General features: G+C 65.5%; 17 protein-coding genes and 1 tRNA gene. 3 read left to right on the top strand and 15 right to left on the bottom strand.

The window, feature by feature from the left end; all coding sequences use genetic code 11:
* Window positions 1–41: 41 nt before the first annotated feature.
* The 3 genes from H3V04_RS08030 to H3V04_RS08020 form a co-directional block, all read right to left on the bottom strand.
* The gene (locus H3V04_RS08030) at window positions 42–1,613 is read right to left on the bottom strand and encodes an acyl-CoA carboxylase subunit beta (protein ID WP_198187953.1); all 1,572 of its coding nucleotides are present in this window, start codon (window positions 1,611–1,613) and stop codon (window positions 42–44) included.
* Window positions 1,610–3,445 carry a biotin carboxylase N-terminal domain-containing protein gene (locus H3V04_RS08025; protein ID WP_198187951.1) on the bottom strand — a complete coding sequence of 612 codons (1,836 nt, stop codon included), beginning with the start codon at window positions 3,443–3,445 and terminating at the stop codon, window positions 1,610–1,612. The genes H3V04_RS08030 and H3V04_RS08025 overlap by 4 nt, the downstream gene beginning before the upstream one ends.
* A 65-nt stretch (window positions 3,446–3,510) precedes the next feature.
* Window positions 3,511–4,272 (bottom strand): biotin--[acetyl-CoA-carboxylase] ligase, encoded by a 762-nt coding sequence (locus H3V04_RS08020; protein WP_198187949.1) that lies wholly within the window; start codon window positions 4,270–4,272, stop codon window positions 3,511–3,513.
* 522 nt (window positions 4,273–4,794) lie between these two features.
* On the opposite strand from H3V04_RS08020, the gene H3V04_RS08015 reads away from it, so the two are divergent.
* On the top strand, window positions 4,795–6,687 hold the full coding sequence (locus H3V04_RS08015) for a DUF6020 family protein (protein WP_198187947.1): 1,893 nt from the start codon (window positions 4,795–4,797) through the stop codon (window positions 6,685–6,687).
* Window positions 6,684–7,916, top strand: coding sequence for a CdaR family transcriptional regulator (locus tag H3V04_RS08010; RefSeq protein ID WP_198187945.1), 1,233 nt, complete (start codon window positions 6,684–6,686; stop codon window positions 7,914–7,916). The genes H3V04_RS08015 and H3V04_RS08010 overlap by 4 nt, the downstream gene beginning before the upstream one ends.
* Before the next feature lie 88 nt (window positions 7,917–8,004).
* Here the strand turns inward: H3V04_RS08010 and rplA are convergent, their stop codons facing one another.
* From rplA to dapE, 12 genes are all read right to left on the bottom strand, one after another.
* Window positions 8,005–8,694, bottom strand: coding sequence for a 50S ribosomal protein L1 (gene rplA, locus H3V04_RS08005; protein ID WP_029678147.1), 690 nt, complete (start codon window positions 8,692–8,694; stop codon window positions 8,005–8,007).
* 64 nt (window positions 8,695–8,758) lie between these two features.
* The gene (rplK, locus tag H3V04_RS08000; RefSeq protein ID WP_015022451.1) at window positions 8,759–9,190 is read right to left on the bottom strand and encodes a 50S ribosomal protein L11; all 432 of its coding nucleotides are present in this window, start codon (window positions 9,188–9,190) and stop codon (window positions 8,759–8,761) included.
* A gap of 138 nt (window positions 9,191–9,328) precedes the next feature.
* The gene (nusG, locus tag H3V04_RS07995) at window positions 9,329–10,171 is read right to left on the bottom strand and encodes a transcription termination/antitermination protein NusG (protein WP_198187943.1); all 843 of its coding nucleotides are present in this window, start codon (window positions 10,169–10,171) and stop codon (window positions 9,329–9,331) included.
* Window positions 10,172–10,201: 30 nt separating this feature from the next.
* Window positions 10,202–10,426 (bottom strand): preprotein translocase subunit SecE, encoded by a 225-nt coding sequence (secE, locus tag H3V04_RS07990; RefSeq protein WP_015022453.1) that lies wholly within the window; start codon window positions 10,424–10,426, stop codon window positions 10,202–10,204.
* Between the two features lie 44 nt (window positions 10,427–10,470).
* Window positions 10,471–10,546: transfer RNA gene (locus H3V04_RS07985), tRNA-Trp, on the bottom strand.
* A gap of 120 nt (window positions 10,547–10,666) precedes the next feature.
* Window positions 10,667–11,875 (bottom strand): pyridoxal phosphate-dependent aminotransferase, encoded by a 1,209-nt coding sequence (locus tag H3V04_RS07980; protein ID WP_198188038.1) that lies wholly within the window; start codon window positions 11,873–11,875, stop codon window positions 10,667–10,669.
* A gap of 43 nt (window positions 11,876–11,918) precedes the next feature.
* The gene (gene proB / locus H3V04_RS07975; protein WP_198183028.1) at window positions 11,919–13,061 is read right to left on the bottom strand and encodes a glutamate 5-kinase; all 1,143 of its coding nucleotides are present in this window, start codon (window positions 13,059–13,061) and stop codon (window positions 11,919–11,921) included.
* Window positions 13,058–14,737: a GTPase ObgE gene (gene obgE, locus H3V04_RS07970; RefSeq protein WP_198187941.1), complete on the bottom strand. Its 1,680-nt coding sequence runs from the start codon at window positions 14,735–14,737 to the stop codon at window positions 13,058–13,060. Before obgE ends, proB begins: the two co-directional genes overlap by 4 nt.
* Before the next feature lie 130 nt (window positions 14,738–14,867).
* Complete coding sequence (gene rpmA, locus H3V04_RS07965; RefSeq protein WP_015022457.1) at window positions 14,868–15,119, bottom strand: 50S ribosomal protein L27; 252 nt, start codon at window positions 15,117–15,119, stop codon at window positions 14,868–14,870.
* A 32-nt stretch (window positions 15,120–15,151) separates the two neighbouring features.
* Window positions 15,152–15,460 (bottom strand): 50S ribosomal protein L21, encoded by a 309-nt coding sequence (rplU, locus tag H3V04_RS07960; protein ID WP_015022458.1) that lies wholly within the window; start codon window positions 15,458–15,460, stop codon window positions 15,152–15,154.
* Between the two features lie 155 nt (window positions 15,461–15,615).
* Entirely contained in the window at window positions 15,616–18,300 is a 2,685-nt protein-coding gene (locus H3V04_RS07955; RefSeq protein ID WP_198187939.1) for an Rne/Rng family ribonuclease, read from the bottom strand.
* A gap of 236 nt (window positions 18,301–18,536) precedes the next feature.
* Window positions 18,537–19,766: a succinyl-diaminopimelate desuccinylase gene (dapE, locus tag H3V04_RS07950; protein WP_198178306.1), complete on the bottom strand. Its 1,230-nt coding sequence runs from the start codon at window positions 19,764–19,766 to the stop codon at window positions 18,537–18,539.
* A 144-nt stretch (window positions 19,767–19,910) separates the two neighbouring features.
* Here dapE and H3V04_RS07945 point away from each other — a divergent pair, with 144 nt between their 5' ends.
* On the top strand, window positions 19,911–20,855 hold the full coding sequence (locus H3V04_RS07945) for an AEC family transporter (protein ID WP_198188037.1): 945 nt from the start codon (window positions 19,911–19,913) through the stop codon (window positions 20,853–20,855).
* Window positions 20,856–20,868: the final 13 nt, after the last annotated feature.

Here is a 20,868-nt window from a genome sequence, read left to right as displayed (position 1 = left end):
TCATAGAGAGTTGGGGATTGCTGATAATGACGAGGGGAAGCTCATAGAGGCTGGTTGCCGTGGTGCTTGTCGTTGACCCTGACGCGCTGCTTGTCTGCCAGGAGGTCCATGGCCTGGATCAGGACCGGTCTGGTCTGCTCCGGGTCGATCATGGCGTCAAGTTCGCCCATCTCCAGGGAGAGATTGGCGTTGACGGTGCTGGTTTCATACTCCTGGGCCAGCCGGTTGCGCAGCTCATCCACGTCCCGGCCGGCCTCCTTGGCCTCCTGCAGGTCGCGCCGGTGGATGATGTTGACCGCGCCCTGGGCCCCCAGCACTGCTATCTGCGAGGAGGGCCAGGCGTAGTTGAGGTCCGCGCCGATGGCCTTGGAGCCCATGACGATGTAGGAGCCGCCGAAGGCCTTGCGCAGCACAATGGTGACCATGGGCACCTGGGCGTTGGCGTAGGCGTAGATGACCTTGGCCCCCCGGCGGATGATGCCGGCGTGCTCCTGGTCCGATCCCGGCTTGTAGCCAGGGGTGTCCACCAGGGTGATGACCGGCAGGTTGAAGGCGTCACAGAGGCGGACGAAACGGGCCAGCTTCTCGGAGGATTCCACATCCAGGCTGCCCGCGTCCACCATGGGCTGGTTGGCCACGATCCCCACCGGACGGCCCTCCAGGCAGGCGAAGCCCACCACGATGGACCGGGCGTAGAGCTCCTGGACCTGAACCAACTCGCCGTAGTCGACGATGGCGTGGATGACGTCCAACACATCGTATGGCTGCCGGTCGTTCTCGGGGATGACCGTGGCCAGTCGCTTGGCGGCCTGGCGCTCGGCATGGCCGGAAATGAAGGCGTACCGGGGAGGCTCCAGGCCGCTGTTGGCAGGCAGGTAGGCCAGCACGGTCCGGGCATAGTCGATGGCGTCGGCCTCGTCCTCGCCCAGGTAGTGGGCCACGCCGGAACGGGTGTTGTGCACGTAGCCGCCGCCCAGCTGGTCCATGCTGATGGTCTCGCCGGTGGCCGCCTTGACCACGTCGGGACCGGTGACGAACATGTCCGAGTTCTCCTTGGTCATGATGATCAGGTCGGTCAGGGCCGGGCAGTAGACGGCACCGCCGGCGCAGGGTCCCAGGATCAGGGAGATCTGCGGGACGAAGCCGCTGGCCTGGCAGGTCTTGCGGAAGATGCGTCCGTACTGGGTCAGGGCGGCCACACCCTCCTGGATGCGGGCGCCTCCCGAGTCGATCATGGCCACGATGGGGACCTTGATCCGCAGGGCCATGTCCATGAGCCGGCAGATCTTCTCACCCTCGGCCCGGCCCAAAGTGCCGCCTCGAACGGAGAAGTCCTGGGCGTAGACGCCGACCTTGCGCCCGTAGACCAGGCCGAAGCCGGTGATGACCGCAGAGCCCGCCCGGTCCCCGGCGATGTCGCCGCCGGCGAAACGGCCCACCTCCTCGAAGGTGTCCTTGTCGAAGAGCAGATCCAGGCGCTCCCGGGCGGTCTGCTTGCCCTTGGCATGCTGACGGTCGCGGGCGTGCTCCTCGGCCTGTTTGGCCAGGGCGGCGGCCCGATGGATGCCCTGGCGCACCGGCTGAGAGCCCAAGGTGGATTCGGTGACGCTCATGCCTGCTCCTCTCCGCCCAGATCCAGGGTGACCAGGGTCTGACCCGGATCCACCCCTTGTGCCACGGACACTTCTATGGTCTTCACGCGGCCCTTGGCCGGGGCATAGACGTAGTTCTCCATCTTCATGGACTCCAGAACCACCAACAGGTCGCCCTTGTCCACCTCCTGGTCGGGGGCCACGTTGATGCGGGTGACCACCGCCTGCATGGTGGCCACGATGACGCCGGACCGGGCCGCATCCTGCCGGGGGGCGCCGGGCTCCTGATCGCGCAGCCCGCGCCCGCGCAGGGGCTGCCGGGGCCGGGAAATGCCGCCGTGGCCGCCGACGCCGCCCATGCCGCCAAGCAGCGACTGGGGCAGAGCAAGCCTGACCCTCTTGTCGTCTATCTCCACGTTGTAGGTCTCCATGGGATCGCTGTCCCTGTCCTGTTCCTGGGCCGAAACGCCGGAGACCGAGGCGGGCTGGCCGCTCCCGTTGGAGGCAGGCTCCACGTTCAGGTAGACCCGTTCCAGCCACTTGGTGGACACGTCGAAGGAGTGCCCGTCCTCGGCGGTGAACTCGGGGTTGGTGAAGATCTTCTGGAAGAGGCCGGCCGGGGTGGGGACCCCGCTGATGCTCATCTCACGCAGGGCCCGACGGACCCTGGCCACGGCCGCCGGACGGTCCTGGGCGGTCACGATCAGCTTGCCCATCATGGAGTCGTCCCTGGGCGAGACCGTGTCGCCCACCTCGACACCCGAATCCACGCGGATGCCGGGGCCGGAGGGCCACTGAATCGACTCGATGGTCCCGGAGCTGGGGGTCAGGTTGGTGGCCGGATCCTCGCTGGTGATGCGCAGCTCGAAACTGTGGCCTCGGGGCGGAGGCGCCACGTTCAGGGAGCCACCGTCGGCGATCCGCAGCTGCTCGCGGACCAGGTCAAGTCCGCAGACCTGCTCGCTGACCGTATGTTCCACCTGCAGCCGGGGGTTGACCTCCATGAAGTAGACGTCGTCCCTGGGGGTGACCAGAAACTCGCAGGTGCCCAGGCCCACGTAACCCACCGTGTCGAACAGGCGGCGGGAGAACCCCTCCAGCTGGGCGATCACGTCGTCGGAGAGGAAGGGGGCCGGCGCCTCCTCAACCAGCTTCTGGTTGCGTCGCTGTACCGAGCAGTCCCTGGTGGAATAGACGGTGAACTGTCCGTGGCTGTCCCTGCCGGACTGGGTCTCCACATGCCGGGCCCGGTCCACGAACTTCTCGATGAAGTAGTCGCCCAGGTCGCCGCCCTGAAGGGCATCATGGTTCATGTAGAAGGTGCGCAGCTCGTCGCTGTCGTTGATCAGGGTGATCCCCCGGCCGCCGCCGCCGTCAGCCTTCTTCATCATGACCGGATAGCCGTGCTCGTCGGCGAAGTCCAGCAGTGGGCGCATGTCGGTGACGGGCTCGCTCAGGCCTGGCACCACGGGCACCCGGGCCCGCTCGGCCACCTTGCAGGCGGTGATCTTGTCACCCAGCTCGTCCAGGACCTCCGGATCCGGCCCCACCCAGGTGATGCCCGCCTCGATCACCTTGCGCGCGAAGGAGGAGAACTCGGACAGGAAGCCATAGCCCGGGTGGAGGGCGTCAGCGCCGGACCTGCGGGCGATGGAGACGATCAGATCCTCGTTCAGATAGGTCTCCATGTTGGTGTCCCCAGGCAGCAGGTAGGCCTCGTCCGCCATCTGGGCATAGGGGGCATCCCGATCCTGGTCGGCATAGACGGCCACGGTGGCGATGCCCATCTCCTGGGCGGTGCGCACAACCCGCAGGGCTATCTCGCCACGGTTGGCGATCAGCAGTTTTTTCATTCCCCTCTCCTCACTGGTTGCTCAAGGGTGATTCGGACTGACGGAAAGTATGGACAGGGTGGGCTTTAGGCCCCCACAGCGGCCACTTCAGGCAGGACGCCCACATCTGCCGTGGAAACGTCGACCTGGCTGCCGTCGGGCAACCGCACCCGCAGGGAAGCATCCGGATTGATCTGCAGGGCCCGGCCCTCCACAGGCTCACCGGCCACCGGAACGACCCTGACCCGCCTGCCCAGCGTCCAGCTGAGTTCGACAATCCGCGAGCGCAGCCCCTGTGGCCCGTTCAAGGTCCTGTCCAGCGACCCGTCAAGGCCGAGGGGGGCCATCTCCCCGCTCAGGTGCCAGCTGATGGCGTCAACCAGATCGTCGCGCAGGGTCCGGTAGTCGGGCATGTCCTGGTAATGCAGCTGCAGGGAGGTGGACTCCGCAATGGGCAACGCCTGCCGGGGTAGCAGGAGGTTGATGCCGATGCCGACAGCCAGGGCCGACCAGTCCTGATCCACCCGGACCAGCTCGCAGAGGATGCCCCCCAGCTTGGCCCCGCGGCAGAACAGATCGTTAGGCCACTTGAGGGTCAGGACCCTTTTCGGGTCGCCGCCGTCGGCCAGCCGGCAGCCGTGGTACCCAAGCACATCCTGCAGGCCTTCCAAGGCAGCCAGTCCCGCCACCATGGGCATCCATCCACCTAAGGGTCCGGTCAGCAAGCTGGTGGGCAGCGGCAGGGCCCAAGTGGCCAGCAGGGAACGTCGGGGCTGATTGACCCAGGTTCGGGCAAGACGACCGCGGCACCGGGACTGCGCATCGGCAACCGCTACGCTCAGCGGCATGGTGCTCCCCCCGGCGCCCGGCCATCGCCGAATACCTTTACTTGCGACTCTTCCCTCGTATCGTGTAGTCGTAGAAACACCCTGACGGGCATTTTTTCGAGGCGTATCTTCGGCTTTTCCCCTTGTGCCAGAGGCCAGTCCCTTCACGGTCTCCGTGCTCGTTGTCGATTCACCGCCCCCAAACAGCCGCTCGACCCGGTCGCGCGCATCCGAATACGTCGAGGCTTCCAGAGCATGAGCCACGAGCGTATTGGTCGAATCGACGGTGTCGAGCACCACGATCGAGGAGAGTACGCCACTGTCCAGCGATGCCGATGGCTGCCACTTGATATTCTGATGAGGCACGCGTTCCACTATACGGCACAAGGGGTCAGCCCCGGTAGCGAACCACCCACAAAAGCGGCTGCCGGTTTTTGTATCTTTTCACAGGAGACCCTTGGACAGCTCTGAGCGCATCCTCGGATGGGCACTGGATAAAATGGGGAAGCCGTAGACCAGGCATGACCCGCGAAAGGGGTTCTTTTGAGCGCAGACAGCGGAAGGGCGCAACCGAGAGAGGCGGGCGAACAACCTGTGCGGACATCAGCCTTGCAGACCGGAAGGCCTGGTTCCCGTTCATCCCGGACCCTCGGCCTTGTCCTGGCCCTGCTGGCCTGCCTCTGGATTGCCTGCTGCACCGGTCTGGGCCCCATCTACCGTCAGCAGGGTTCGCTGGCACAGGTGGGTCTGCCCCAGGTGCTGATCATGCTGGGAACCCTGGCCATCTGCCTGGCACTGGTCCTGGCCTGCCGCCGGATTCTGCTGGGCTGCGGACCCCTCCGGATGCCACAGCGCTTGACCGCCCTGGCACAGCGCCCACGGATGCGTACCTACGCGGCCTTCATCACCAGACAAACCAGTGGCTGGCGACCCATCATGCGTCTGCTCCTGCTGGGATGGGCCTGGGCCTTTCTTACCCTGCTGGCCGCCTACGGGGCCGACCTGTACGCGCAGGCCCAGGAATGCGCCAACTTCCTGGCCCAGCTGCAGGGCGATCAGCCCCCCTACGGCGGCAATGCCTTCACCCAGATGGACGTCTACCCCATCGGCCACTACCTGTGGCCGGGGCACCCCACCTTCCTGACCGACCAGCACAACATGGTGCTGACCTTGTTCTACGGGATGACGATCATGGCCTCCAACCATCTGACCGGATCCTATGATGCGGGCATCGTGCTCCTGGCAGGGCTGCAGGTGATCTTCGCCGCTTTCTGCTGCGCCGTCACCGCCGACCGCTTCCTGCGCGGGGGCGGAACCGAACATGTCGGGGCACTGGCCCGCACCCTGGTCATGCTCTTCTTCCTCCTCTCCCCCTTCGTGGTCTTCAGTACCTTCAGCCTGACCAAGTCCCCCCTCTTCGCCTTCGCCTTCATCTGGTGGTTCGGCATCTGGCACCAGCTGGAATCTGTGGACAAGAACTCACCGCTCTACGCCAGCCAAGCGGCCCGGTTGCGGCCCGGCCTCGCCTTGAGCACCCTGGTCATGCTGATCAGCGCCAAGTACGCCCTCTACATCGTCCTGGCCCAGCTGGTCCTGGCCCTGATCGTCCACCGTCGCCAATGGGCCACCATCCTGATAGGGCTTCTGCTGCCCCTGGTCCTGTTCACGGGGGTGACCGGGGCTCTGACGGCTACGGGGACGGTCATCCAGGGTGACCCTGTGGAGAGCCGCAGCATCCAGCTGCAGCAGATCGCCCGGGTGGCCCAGCGCAACCCCCAGGGGATTCCGGCCCAGGCGAGGGCCGACCTCGAGCCCATCATGGACCTGGACAATGCCGCCATCCAATACACCCCCTGGGAGGCCGACCGGGTCAAGTCCTCGGGCAACCAGCCCAAACTGATCGTCTATCGCTGGAGGACCGTCACGCCTGAGCAGCTGTCCCGGCTGAATCGGGCCTGGCTCCAGGTGGGACTGCGCAACCCGGTGATATACCTGGATGCCTTCATGGCCGAGTCCTACGGCTACTTCGACCCCGGCGACCCTGCCTACGTGGCCATGTCCTACTACCTGAACAACGGCTACGTGCAGAACTCGGGCTCCTGGCTGGCGGCCTGGTGCCACGACTGGCGCAACGGGGTGACCGGATTCGTCAGAACCTGGGCCGACACCCCCCTGCTGGGCCTGGTAGCGCGTGCCAACTTCTGGGTGGTGGCCGCCCTGCTGCTGATCGTCGCCCGCCTGGCAGCCGGTCACTGGCGCGGGGCCCTGTGCTGGTTCCCCCTCCTGCTGATCATGGGGGTCATGATCACGGCCCCAGCCAACAACTTCGAACGGCACATGCTGCCGGTGGACATGGTGGTGCCCTTCCTGATTCTGGACATGGTCCGGCAGAGCCGCCGTGCCCGCGCCGCAAACCTGATGGACCGGCCGACATGATCGGCAAGTCGAAGCGGTCCAGACCGAAGGACGACGACCCTGCCGAGGCGCAGCAATCTCACCGGGCACCTACCGCCTCCGATGCCGCCATGGAGCGGATCCTCCGGAAGACGCTGGACCATCTGGAGGAGGCGCTGCCCTGGGCCAGGTCCCTGCCCGCCGACGGGCGCAGAACCTTGGAGGGGGCCGTTCGAACAGCCCTGGACGACCTGCTCTCCCGACTCGACTCCCAAGGCAAAGAAGAGGGCGAAGTCCCCTCCCCCGTGCCAGCCGAACTCTCCAGGAGCCTGGGCCCGCACCGGGCCATGGAGCTGACCCGGGTCATTCTGGACATGCTTGAGGAGGCTGGCCGGACCATGGGGGCCGAAGGGGAACGAGCCACACTGGTCTACGCCCGTCATGCCGCCACCGCAGCAGCCGGTCTCTACGCCGACCTGGCCGAGGCGCGGAGCGGACGTAAAGCCGTCACGGAATCCAGGATCATTCGGCATCTGATCGAGAAAACAGCAGACACACGGACCGTCGACGATTTGGCCCGGCTGGGCTGGCCGACCGAGTTCGACTGCTTTGCTGTCGTTGGCGAGGCCCGGGGCAACGATGACGGACAGGGCATGGAGAACGCCCGCCAGCCCATCCATACCACGGTGGCGCATGAAGGCGGCAGGGCCTTGGTGGGCGAGAGCGATGGGCTCATGACGGTCCTGATCAATCCCGACCGGTCGGGCACCCCAGCAGACTTCTGTGCCTCCATCCTGCGCTTCTTCGCTGACGGATCAGCCGTCTGCCTGGGACCTCTCCGCCATGGGATCTCCGGTGCGGAAGCCTCCATCGGAGCCGCACTGAGCACCCATGCGGCGGCTCCAGCAGTGGCCGACCCCATCACCGCCGCCCTGCCCAGGCCACTGCACGCCGACGACCTGCTGCCCGAACGAGCCCTGAACGGGGACACGGACGCTGCCGACCAGCTCTACCAGGAGGTCTATCTGAGCCTGGCCGGACAGGATCCGGACGGGCCCCTGCCGACCACCCTGCTCACCTTCCTGCGCTCGGGCAACTCGTTGGAGATCACCGCCAAGAAGCTGGGAATCCATCCCAACACCGTGCGCTACCGACTCAGGCGCTGTGTGGAAGTAACTGGCTGGGATGCCATGGACCCCCGAGAATCCTTCGTCCTCCAGGCGGCCCTGATCATCGGTAGAATCCGTAGGTCGCATCCGAGCGCCGACTGACTGGTGCCGGGCCAAGTGCTCCTGGCCAAGATATAAAAAGAGCGGGGACCCGAAGGTCTCCCGCCCTGGAAGTATCAGCCGAACCGGCTCAGAGCACCGCGATGTCCAGGGGGACGCCCGGGCCCATGGTGGTGGTGACGGTGGCCTTGGTGATGTAGCGGCCCTTGACCGTGGCCGGCTTCAGGCGCTTGATCTCCTCGTCGACCGCGTGGAAGTTCTCCTCCAGAGCCTGCTGCTCGAAGGAGACCTTACCCACGGGGAAGCTCAGGTTGCCGTTCTTGTCCACACGGAACTCGATACGTCCGGCCTTGATCTCGGTGACCGCCTTGGCCACATCCATGGTCACGGTGCCGGTCTTGGGGTTGGGCATGAGGCCACGGGGACCCAGCACGCGGCCCAGACGGCCGACCTTGCCCATCATGTCGGGGGTGGCCACCACGGCATCGAAGTCCAGATAGCCGCCGGCGACCCTGGTCACCAGCTCGTCGTCGCCCACCTCGTCGGCTCCGGCCTCGGCGGCTGCAGTCGCCTGGGGACCACGGGCGAAGACCAGGACGCGCACGGTCTTGCCGGTGCCGTTGGGCAGGCTGACGGTGCCGCGGACCAGCTGGTCGGCCTTGCGGGGATCCACGTTCAAGCGGTAGACGGCCTCCACGGTCTCGTCAAACCCGCGCTTGGGCATGCTCTTGAGCAGGGCGATACCCTCCTCGGGGGTGTACAGGTTGGTGCGATCGACCTTCTCGGCCGCCTCGCGATACTTCTTGGAACGCTTGGTCATCTGCTTCTCCTATCAGCAGTCGCGGTGCGGGCAAGCGTGTGCCCTACCGCTCACAACGAAAATTTCAGTCAGTGACGGTGATGCCCATGGAACGGGCGGTGCCTTCGATGATCTTCATCCCGGCCTCGACGTCGCGGGCCGACAGATCCTCCATCTTGGTCTGGGCGATCTCGCGGACCTGGGCCTTGGTGACGGATCCCACCTTGGTGGTCAGCGGGTTGCCGGCACCCTTGGAGACACCGGCCGCCTTGCGCAGCAGGTCGGCTGCCGGCGGAGTCTTGGTGATGAAAGTGAAGGAACGATCCTCGTAGACGGTGATGATGCAGGGGATGACCTGGCCCATCTTGTCCTTGGTGGCATCGTTGTACTGCTTGCAGAAGTCCATGATGTTCACGCCGTGGGAACCCAGAGCCGGGCCCAGGGGGGGTGCGGGGTTGGCCTTGCCGGCCTCTATCTGCACCTTGATCAGCGCGGTGACTTTCTTCTTTGCAGCCATATGCTGGTTCTTCTTTCTACGAAGCGGTGATGTCGGAGACCATAGATCCCCTCCCGCAACCTGTTCTTTCCAAATGCGCTCCACAGGGGAGCACAAGCTTGACGATTATCGCATCGACCGGGGACCGGCCAACGGCGCTCAGACGATCTTCTCGACCTGGTCGAAGCCCAGCTCCACAGGGGTGTCCCTGCCGAAGATGGAGACCAGAACGGTCAGCTTCTGCGTAGTGGGCTCCACGTCGGAGACCACGGCGGCCATGGTGGCGAAGGGTCCTTCGGTGACGGTGACCTGATCGCCGACGGCGTAGGAGACCTCCACCGTGCGCTTCTTGGCGGCCTCGGGCTTGTCCCCGGCGGCCTTCAGGGCCTCGGAGGCAATCATGGGGGCCATCATCTGGACGACCTCCTTGCGGGTCAGCGGCGCCGGCTCCTTGCTGGGGCCGACGAACCCGGTGACACCCTCGGTGTCGCGGATGATGCGGCGGGCATTCTCGTCGGGCCACATGCGGATCAGCACATAGCCGGGCACACGCACGCGTGTGACGACCTTCTTGCCCTTGTCGGTATGCTTCTCGACCTCCTCCATGGGAATCTCCACCTGGAAGACCTTGTCCTCCAAGCCGAAGGAGGCCACGCGGGATTCCACGTTGGCCTTGACGCGCTTCTCATAGCCTGAGTAGGTGTGCAGAACGTACCACTTGCCCTCAAGGGTGCGCAGCTTCTTGGAGAACTCGTCCACGGCCCGCTGACCGGGATCCTCCTGATCGGTCTGGTCGTCGGAATCGGAAGAATCGGCCTGGGTGTCATTGGCCTGGGCGGATTCGGCGGGTGTGCTGTCCTGCTCAGCCTGCTCAGAAGGGGACCCGAGAGACTGATCCTGGACCTGGGCATCCTCCTGCGTGGGGGCATCGTTGGACACCGACGAGACCGGCTCAGCGGCCTGATCGGGGTCCAATCCCTCTCTGGTCAGATCATCACTCATGGATCACTCCACCTTCTACCTTGTCACGGCTCAGCCAAATATCAGGAAGGCCAGTTTGCCCAGCCCGAAGTCCATCACGGTCACGAAGACCATCAGCAGCAGCACAAAGATGAAGACGGCCACGGACCAGCCCACCAGTTCCTTGCCCGTGGGGGTCACGACCTTGCGGATCTCATCGATGACCTGCTTGATGAAGAGCCCGATACGCATGAAGAAGTTCGGCCTGGCTTCCTCAGCCCCATCCTTCTGTGCCATGGTCATCCGTCCTTCGTTTGTTCTGCATCATCTGCTGCAAGCCTTGGCAGGGAAGGCGGGACTCGAACCCACAACCTACGGTTTTGGAGACCGTTGCGCTACCAATTGCGCCACTTCCCTATCGGAACTTCCCACCAGCCTACTCGACCGGGAGGAAAAACCGCCAAATCGCTAGTTTAGCCTAAAGGATGGATTGCGTCCAACCGTGTTGCCCCGAGGGCATTTTGCCCAGGAGCCGGATCAGGCGCCGACCCAGTCCCCAAGGCGCCGCATGCCCTCGGCCAGGTCGTCGTCGGCCAACGCGTAGGAGAAGCGCAGGCAGCCGGGCGCGCCGAAGGCCTCGCCTGGTACGGCCGCCACCTGGATCTGTTCCAGGATGACCTCGGCCAGATCACCCGAAGTAGAGCAGACCGTGCCTTTCGGACCCACCGGCCGATTCAGCAGACCAGTCACGTCGGCAAAGGCGTAGAAGGCACCCAGAGGCTCAGGGCAGGTCACCCCCTCCATGGCGTTCAGGGCATCCACAATGGCCCGTCGACGCAGTGCGAAGGCCGACCGCATGGCTTCCACGTCCTCCAGGCCACCGGTCAGGGCAGCCAGGGCCGCCTGCTGGGAGACGTTGGCCACGTTGGAGGTCATATGCCCCTGAAGCTTGGCGGCCGCCTGGGCCACCGGCAGCGGTGCGACCAGCCAGCCCACCCGCCAGCCGGTCATGGCATAGGTCTTGGCCACACCGTTGACCACAATCAGTTGATCGCGCACCTGGGGCGCCAGGGCGCCCGGATAGGGGGTGTGCGCCCCCTGGTAGGTCAGGTGCTCATAGATTTCGTCACTGATCACCCAGATTCGGTGCTCCATGGCCCAGCGGTCCACGGCAGCCACCAGGTCGTCGTCCCAGACCGCCCCGGTTGGATTAGCGGGCAGGTTGAGGATGATGGCACGGGTGTGCTCGGTTCGAGCCGCCTCCAGCTGCTCCAGGGTGGGGATATAGCCCTGTTCGGCTCCACTGAGCACCGGTACCGGCCGACCGCCAGCCAGCAGAACCATCTGGGGATAGCTGGTCCAGTAGGGTGCGGGGATGATGACCTCATCGCCTGGGTTCAAGAGGATCTGGAAAGTCTCGTAGACGGCCTGCTTGCCGCCGTTGGTGACCACCACCTGATCCGGGTCGATTTGATAGCCCGAGTCGCGCAGGGTCTTGTCGGCGATGGCCTGCTTCAGCTGGGGCAGACCCGCCGTAGGCGTATAGCGGTGGTTGCGCGGATCCAGACAGGCGCGGGCCGCCGCCTGAACGATGTGGTCAGGCGTGGGAAAGTTGGGTTCGCCGGCACCGAAGCTGATCACATTCATGCCCTGGGCCTTCATGGCCTTGGCTTTTGAATCCACGGCCAGAGTGGCACTGGGGGCCACCGCATCTATGCGTCTGCTCAGGGTCTGCCATTGCGCCATAGTCATGTTGCCATGCTACCGCCCAGCACCCCCAGGGCTGTGCTCAGACCAGGACCAGAGAGTCCCTATGCACCAGCGGGTGGGCATAGTGGGCGCCCAGTCGACGGCGGAGTTCCTTGGTGTTTAGGCCCAGCATGTCCTGGGCCTCCTCGGAATCGTAGCCGGACAGGCCCTTGGCCACCTGGTGGCCTGACTCATCATGGATCCAGACGGGATCACCGGCCGAGAACTCACCCTGGACCGATCTGGCGCCAGCTGCCAGCAGGCTGGCCCGGCCGCCACGCAGGGCTTTGACAGCCCCCTGATCCACCAGATAGCCGCCCCGGGGACGGGAGGCGAACTTGATCCAGAGCCGATGCGAGGAGCCCCGTGGACGAATGGGGGCGAATAGGGTGCCCACCATGTCGCCGGCCAGGGCGGGACCTGCAAGGTCGGCGCGGGTCAGGACCACGGGCATACCGGAGGCCGCAGCAATCCGCGCCGCCTCCAGCTTGGTGGACATGCCCCCGGTCCCCAGCCCGGAGACGGACCCCTGGGCATCCACCTGGTCCATGATGGCCGCCACATCGGGCACGAAGCCGATTCTGCGCGCCCCCGGCCTGGATGGGGGCTCGGTGTAGAGGGCATCCACGTCAGTCAGCAGGACCAGGGCATCGGCACTGACGATGTTGGCGATCAGGGCCGAAAGATGGTCGTTGTCGCCGAAGCGAATCTCGTTGCTGGCCAGGGCATCGTTCTCGTTGACGATGGGGATGACCCCCAAATCCAGCAGCCGGCAGAGGGTGCGCCGGGCGTTGCGGTACTGGACGGCATGGGTGGTGTCACGGGCGGTGATCAGGATCTGGCCGACACGTAGGCCATAGCGGGCGAAGGCAGTCTCGTACTGGGCCATGAGCAGACCCTGGCCCACCGAGGCCGTAGCCTGCTGGGTGGCCACGTCATCTGGGCGTTCGTCGAATCCCAGGGTGCCGAAGCCGGCTGCGATGGCCCCGGAGGTGACCAGGACCAGGCGGGCGCCGTTGACGGCAGCCGAGGCCAGGGCGCCCACCAGCGAACGCAGGCGGCCAAGGTCCAGGTGCCCGTGGGGATCGGTCAGGGAGCTGGATCCCACCTTGACCACCATGGTGCGGGCCTGGGCCACCCGGGAGCGGACCGCGGTCTCGTCGGATCCCTCCCCTCCGGTCATTGCCCGGCCTCCTCCGAACCGGCGGACTCCGTGTCCCCGCGCCCCAGCAGACCCTGCCTATCGTGGGGATCGTCGTCCACGGAGGGATCGGCCCAGTGCCCCTGGCGCCGCTCCTGCTCCATGACCTGACGCACCGCCTGCCGGGCGTCCATCATCTGGTGGTACTGGCGGCGGCGTTCGCTGTTGGTGCGGCGGCGGTTGAGCCCCTGGCTCTCCTCCAGACGCAGGTCACGGCCCCGGGCCACCTGGGGGGTGCCGTCCAGCATTTCAGCGCCGGCCGCCACGCTGGGATCCCAGTCGAAGGCCACCGCGTCATCGCCAGGACCGATGCGGACCTCGTCCCCAGGCCTGGCACCGGCCTTGCGCAGGGCATCCTCCACGCCCATCCGAGCCAGGCAGTCGGCCAGATAGCCCACGGCCTCCTCGTTGTCGAAGTTGGTCTGGCGGACCCAGCGCTCGGGCTTGGCACCGCAGACCCTGAACCAGGTCTGTCCGGACCGGGTCTGATGCCGCTCAAGAGTGAAGTCCCCGGACTGGTCGGCATTCCTGCGCCGACGCTCCAGGGGGCGGATGACCACACGCTCCTCCTGCCTGGCCTCCTCTTGCTCGCGCAACTGCCTGCGCAGGCGGTCCACCAGACCGGCCAGGTAGTAGCCAAGTTCCTTGAGCCCCTGATGCGAGGCTGTGGAGACTATGAAGACCTTGAGGCCCAGGGCCTCGAAGTCGGGCCGGACGAATTCGGCCAGTTCGCGGGCCTCCGGCAGGTCGGCCTTGTTGAGGATGATCACCCTGGGCCGCTCGGCCATGGGGATGACCCCCAGCGGAAGCTCCAGACGGTCGGCGTAGCGGGAAAGCTCCTCTTCCAGGGCCCGATAGTCGCTCATGGGGTCCCGATCAGGCTCCAGGGTGGCGCAATCGATGACATGGGCGATGATCTCGGTGCGCTCTATGTGCCTCAGGAACTCCAGCCCCAGGCCCTTGCCCTGGGAGGCTCCCGGAATCAGCCCTGGCACGTCGGCCATGGTGAAGCGACCCTCCCCTGCCTGGACCACGCCCAGGTTGGGCACCAGGGTAGTGAATGGATAGTCGGCGATCTTGGGTCGGGCCGCACTCATGGCCGCCACCAGACTGGACTTGCCCGCACTGGGAAAGCCCACCAGGGCCACGTCGGCGATGGATTTGAGCTCCAGCACCAGATCGCGCTCCTGACCGGGGTCCCCCAGCAGAGCGAAGCCGGGAGCCCGCCTGGCCTTGGTGGCCAGGGAGCGGTTGCCCAATCCGCCCACGCCACCCTGGGCCGCCACAAACCGGTCCCCCGCATGAGCCAGGTCGGCCAGGCGCTCACCCGGCTGCTTGCGCTCGCCCTGGCCTCCCTTGGCGGTGAAGACCACAGTGCCCACCGGCACCGGCAGAATCAGATCCTGGCCACGGCTGCCGTCCTTGTCGCCGCCCAGACCCATGGTGCCCGATCCGGCCTGGCGGTGAGGCAGGAAGCGGTAGTCCAGCAGACTGGTGGCGTTGGCGTCGGCCTGAAGAATGACCGAGCCGCCCTGGCCACCGTCGCCCCCATCGGGCCCGGCCAGGGGCTTGTACTTCTCGCGGCGGATGGAGGACGCCCCATTGCCGCCGTCGCCACCCTTGACATGGACGGTGACCTGATCCACAAATGCACTCATAGGGGCCCATGGTACTCAATCCGGCCTGACATGCGGCCCCTGAGAGCTGAATGCCCGGCATCTCCATACATATGCAAAAAGGCCACCCCTATGACAGGGATGGCCTTCGGCCCATGCCGATAAGGGGCAATCAGGCGGTAAGCACGTCAACGACCTTGCGGTCACGCCGGTTGGCGAACCGAACGGTTCCGTCCGTCAGGGCGAAGAGGGTGTGGTCCTTGCCCAGGCCGACGTTCTGACCGGGATGGAACTTGGTGCCACGCTGGCGGACAATGATGTTGCCGGCCACTACGGCCTCGCCGCCGAACTTCTTGACGCCCAGGTACTGTGCATTCGAATCGCGCCCGTTGCGTGAGCTGGACGCGCCCTTCTTATGTGCCATGTCTGGTTCCTTTCCTACCTCGACCTAGGCCCTCAGGCGATGGCCGTGATCCTGACCACGGTCTGCTTCTGGCGGTGACCCTTGCGGCGCGCCACGCCGGTCTTGTTCTTGAACTTCTGGATGTTGATCTTGGGGCCCTTGGCCTCGTCGTCCACGACCTCGCCCTTGACGGAGATCTTGGCCAGATCCTTGGCGGCCATGGTCACCTTGGATCCGTCGACGACCAGCGCGACCGGAAACTCGACCGACTCGCCCTTCCTGGCAGCCAGACGGTTGACCGTGATCTGGTCACCGACCTCGACCTTCTCCTGATGGCCTCCGGCCTTCACAATCGCGTACATAGCCCTACCTTGCCTGTTGTCCAAAGCTGTATGCGCCCGGCATCCGAGTCCCGCCATTCGATTGACGAACCCGTCCAGACACCAGCTAACCAGTATAGAAGCAAACACACCGCGTCGTCAAATGTGCCTGCCCCGCCGACAAAACGAAATTCAGTCTATGACTCCTTGGCGACATCCGCCGACCCAGCCTGGGCGTCGTCCTCGTCCGAGGCCGCCTGGGCCGCCGCAGCGATCCTGGCCAGCTTGGCCTTGACTGCAGGAGTCGAACCAGTGGACAAGGTCTCCTTGGAAGAGGAACCATGCCCATGCTTGTTGGTCTTGACGAAGGGATCGCCGCCCTTGACCGCGTATGGATCGGCATAGGAGGCGGAGATGGTCGGCTTGTCGTGGAGGATGAAGCCTCGACCATGGCAGGTGGGGCACTCCTCGGAGAAGGCCTCGACCAGACCCTGACCCACCCGCTTGCGGGTCATCTGGACCAGCCCCAGGGAGGTGACCTCGGCCACCTGATGCTTGGTGCGGTCCCGGGCCAGGCACTCCACCAGGCGGCGCAGGACCAGGTCGCGGTTGGCCGGCATGACCATATCCACATAGTCGATCATGATCATGCCGCCGATGTCGCGCAGGCGCAGCTGACGGGCGATCTCCTCGGAGGCCTCCAGGTTGCAACGGGTCACCGTCTCCTCCAGGGACTTGCCCTTGCCGATGAAGCGGCCCGTGTTCACATCGATGGTGGTCATGGCCTCGGTGCGGTCGATGACCAGGGAGCCTCCGGAGGGCAGGTAGACCTGACGCTCCATGCCCTTGCGCAGCTGGCTGTCGATGCTCCAGCGGTCGAAGACATCCTTGCCCTGGTGCTCGGCCGGATCCCAGTGTTCGAGCTTCTCCTTCAGGTCGGGGGCCATGGTCTCCAGGTAGTTGCGCACCCTCTCGTAGACCCCCTGGCCCTGGACCACCAGCTTGGCGAAGTCGTCGTTGAAGATGTCGCGGACCACGCGGATGGCCACGTCCGGCTCGCCCTGCAGGAGCTTGGGGCGCTTGCCGTGCAGGAACTCCTTGCGCTTGTCCTCGATCTTGCTCCACTGACGCTGCAGGTTCTCCAGGTCCTTGGTCAGGGCCTCCTCGCTGGCCCCCTCGGCCGCGGTACGGATGATGACGCCCATGTCCTTGGGAGCTACCCTGGAGACGATGCTCTTGAGGCGGGAACGCTCGCGGTCGGGCAGCTTGCGGCTGACACCGGTCATGCCGCCCGAGGGCACCAGGACCAGGAAACGGCCGGCCAGCGTGACCTGCGAGGTCAGGCGGGCGCCCTTGTGGCCGATGGGATCCTTGGTGACCTGGACCAGCACGGGATCGCCGGACTTGAAGGCCAGCTCGATCCGGCGGGGCTGGCCCTCCAGACGGGTGGAATCCCAGTTGACCTCGCCGGCGTAGAGCACGCCGTTGCGGGCCTGGCCGATGTCTACGAAGGCGGCCTCCATGCTGGGCAGGACGTTCTGGACCCGGCCCAAGTAGATGTTGCCGACAGTGGAGACCTCCTGGATGTCGGAGACGTAATGCTCGACCAGGATGTCATCCTCGATGACCGAAATCTGGGTGTGGTGCTCCTTCTCGCGCACCACCATCAGACGGTTGACGTTTTCGCGGCGGGCCAGAAAGTCCTGCTCGACCAGCTGGGACTGACGGGAGCGTTCGCGGCGGTTGTCCCGCCGACGCTGCTTCTTGGCCTCCAGGCGGGTAGAGCCCTCCACGTCGGTGATTTCGTCGATATATTGCTGCTTGCGCGAACGGCGGGCGCCGGACTCCTCCGACTCGCCCTCAGCGGACTTGGAACCCCTGCGACGGCGACGGCGACGGGTCAGCGGGGCCTCGTCCTCGTCATCCTTGTCCCTTTCTTTCTCCTGCTCGTGCCCACGACGGCGGCGACGAGTGGAAACGGACTTCTCAGAGTCCTCGTCATCGCTCTTGGAACGGCGACGGCGACGGGTGCGGGTGCCGGACTCCTGCTGATCCTCGTCCTGCTCCTGGTCCTCGTCGACCACGAAGGTGATGCCCTCGTGATCCAGATCCTCCTCGATGCGCTCCACCTCGTCAGCGGCCCGGCGCTCCTCGGCGTTGAGCCTGCGGGAACGGCGTGAACCACCCTCCGAAGTGCTCCTGGACCTGCTACGGCGGGAGGTCTTGGGCGATTGCTCGGCATCCTCGTCTTCATCGTCCCGCTCCTCGCGCTCATCCTGCTCAGGCCGGGAGACGGGTATGACGGGCTCCTGGAAGAGCAGGGATGTCATAGGGCGGGGACGGGAGGCACGGGCGGCGCGCGGATGCTCATCCTGCTCCTCGGCCTTCCGGACTGCCTTCTGGCTGCGGCCCGAGGTCAGTGCCTCCACAGCCTCAAGGGCACGCTCCTGACGCTCCTGATCAGGTTCGCCCTCCGGGGCATGCTCTTCGGTGCGTCGACGGGCAGTAGTTCGGGTGCGACGACGGGTGGTCGTCCTGGCCGGTTTGGACTCGTTCTCATCCTCCCGGGCATCCTGGCTGGAGTGTTCCTGCAGGCTCTGATCGGCAGCCTGATCCTCCTTGGGCTTGCGAGCGCGACGGCGACGGGTGGCGGCGGGCTTGGACTCATCGTCCTCCTCCTTGGCCTTGCGGCTGGCCTTGCGCTTCTCGGCCTCGACCTTCACGGGCACGTCGGCACCGGCGGCGCCGGCCACCCTGACCACACGCCGTCCGGCGCGGCGACGGGTGCCGGAAGCGGCGGTCTCCTCGACCTGCCGCTCCTGCCCATCCCTGATGGTGGACCTATTATCCTGGGTATCCTCGTTATTCGCTTTTTCGGGCACAATGCTCCTTGCGGCACGCCGCCTCGCGCCGCTCTCACGGTCCCGATCCGTCCTCACGCTGCACTCTCACTGCAGCCGCGCACCTGCGTACGCCCGATCGAAACGCCTTGGCAAAAAGTCTTCCTGACGCAGGCGGACACCGACGCCCGTACGGATCACTGGGTCTCCATCCGGGGGGATCAACGCCTACGCTGCAAGTGGTCAGGCAGAACCACCGTCCTCTAGTATGACACAAATCAGCGGCCTTCAGGTCCATTGAGCCACTCGACCAGTATTGCCTCCAGCCGGACCAGGTCATCCAGGGGCACTTGTTCGTCGGCCTTGTGGGCCAGCAGGGGGTTCCCTGCACCCAGGTTGACGGCTGGTAGGCCAAGGGCTGAAAACCGCGCCACATCGGTCCATCCCAGCTTGGCGCGAGGCTGTTGGCCCGTAGTCCGAGCGACCAGGTCCGCCAGCGAACGCGCCCATGGCGAATCCAGACCCGGACGGGCCGCGGGAGATTCATCGCACATGCGCACCGAGAATCCCTGGAAGACCCCGCCGCGGGCCATATGCTCGCCATTGCCCAGCTCGGCGCCTGTCCCCTGGCCCATCATCAGCTCCTTGGCCTGGGCCAGGCTCTTGTCGGGGGCGAACCGGTAGTTGACATGCACCCGGCAGCGGTCGGGAATGACGTTGGTGCCCAGACCGCCCTCGATCATGGTGGCGTTGAGCCCCTCCCTATAGTCCAGGCCGTCCACCCGCACCGTGGCCGGACGGTACTGCTCCAGCCGGTCCAGGATGGGCGCGGCGGCGTGGATGGCGTTGCTGCCCATCCAGGCCCGGGCGGAGTGGGCCGTCGTGCCGTGGGTGATCAGGTCGAAACGCATGGTTCCATTGCAGCCGGCCTCTATGGCGCAGTCGGTGGGCTCGCCGATGATGGCGAAATCCCCCCGCACCCAGTCAGGGTGGGCGGCCACCACCCGGCCCAGCCCGTTCAGGTCGGCCTGGACCTCCTCATGGTCGTAGAAGACGAAGGTCAGGTCATGGACCGGCTCCTGCAGGGTGAGCGCCAGATGGAGAAATACGGCGTCCGAGGCCTTCATGTCGGCGGTGCCCCGACCGTACAGCACCCGGGATCCGGGGTGGGCGGCGGCCGGATCGGTGCGGATATGCGGATCGCCGGGCTCCAGCCAGCGCGGGGGCAGGTTCCCATCCACGGGCACGGTGTCCAGATGCCCGGCAAGGACGATGCGATGGGGACGGCCCAGCTGCGTGGAGGCCACGACCGTGTCGCCCAGCCGTCGGACCACGAGGTCGGAGCGTGAGGACAGGGCCCTCTGGACGGCATCAGCCAGGGCGCCCTCCTGACCGCTGACCGAGGGCAGGGCGGTCATGGACTCCAGTATCCTTGCCAGGGCCTGGGCAGGTTCAGCCTCCCGGACGCCGGCGAGAAGATCAATATCCGTCTGTGTGTTCTTGGCCATAGTGCCATGCTAGCGGGCCGAAGGAGCGCGGATGGACCTGCAGCCGCAAGCATGAGGTCCGGGTGGCACAATGGGGAGGACGGAAGCGGTGGCACTCCGCCTGGAAGGCCGCCGTCCACCCTGCGAGACGAGGAGGATGCCGGAGTGCCTGGACTGCTCAGTGCCATGGAAGGGTTCTTCATCATCGGCGTGGTCATCGCCGTGGGGTATGTGGCCGCCCGCTTCCATGTAGGCGGTCCCACAGCCCAGCTGGTGCTCAACAAGTTCTCCTTCTTTGTATCAACACCCTGCCTGATGTTCGCCATCCTCTCCAAGCAGAAGCTGTCGGTCATCTTCCACCCCAGCATCATCGTGGCCTTCCTGTCGGCGGCGGCTGTGGGCCTGCTCTTCGTGGCCCTGAACGCAGCCAGCTTCCACCTGCCGGCAGCCGAAGCCACCATCGGCGCTCTGGACTCGCTGTATTTGAACTCCAACAACATCGGGCTGCCTGTAGCCACCTATATTCTGGGCAATCCCACACTGGTGGCACCTATCCTGGTCATGCAGCAAGCCCTGTTCACTCCTATTGGGCTGACCGTTCTGGACGCGACCACCTCTGGCAGGCTCTCGATCAAGACCATCCTCAAACAGCCCCTGAAGCAACCCATCCTCATCGGCTCCATAGGCGGCATAGTGATTTCGGCCATCAGCGCCCAGGTCGGACATTTCATCATCCCCGACTTCGTCTACAAACCCATCGACATGATCGGACAGTCGGCCGTGCCCATGATTCTCATGGCCTTCGGCATGTCCCTGCGGGGTTCGCGGCCCATGGGCCAGGGCACCGACCGTCGTGCCACCCTCTGCGCGGTGATTCTGAAGAATCTGGTCATGCCCATAATCGCCTACCTGCTGGCCCGGTTCATGATGGGCTTCAGCGGGGCTGAACTGTACGGGTGCGTGGTTCTGGCGGCCCTGCCCACCGGCCAGAACGTCTACAATTATGCGGCCCGCTACGAGGTGGGAACCACCTTCGCCAGGGATGGCATCCTGCTGAGCACGATCAGCTCGCCCGTGATCATCGCCCTGGTCGCCCTGCTCCTGAGCTGATACGCCTGAACAA

Source organism: Bifidobacterium sp. M0353 (assembly GCF_016100645.1).
Taxonomy (GTDB): Bacteria; Actinomycetota; Actinomycetes; order Actinomycetales; family Bifidobacteriaceae; genus Bombiscardovia; species Bombiscardovia choladohabitans.
This window is presented reverse-complemented; position numbering and strand designations above follow the sequence as displayed.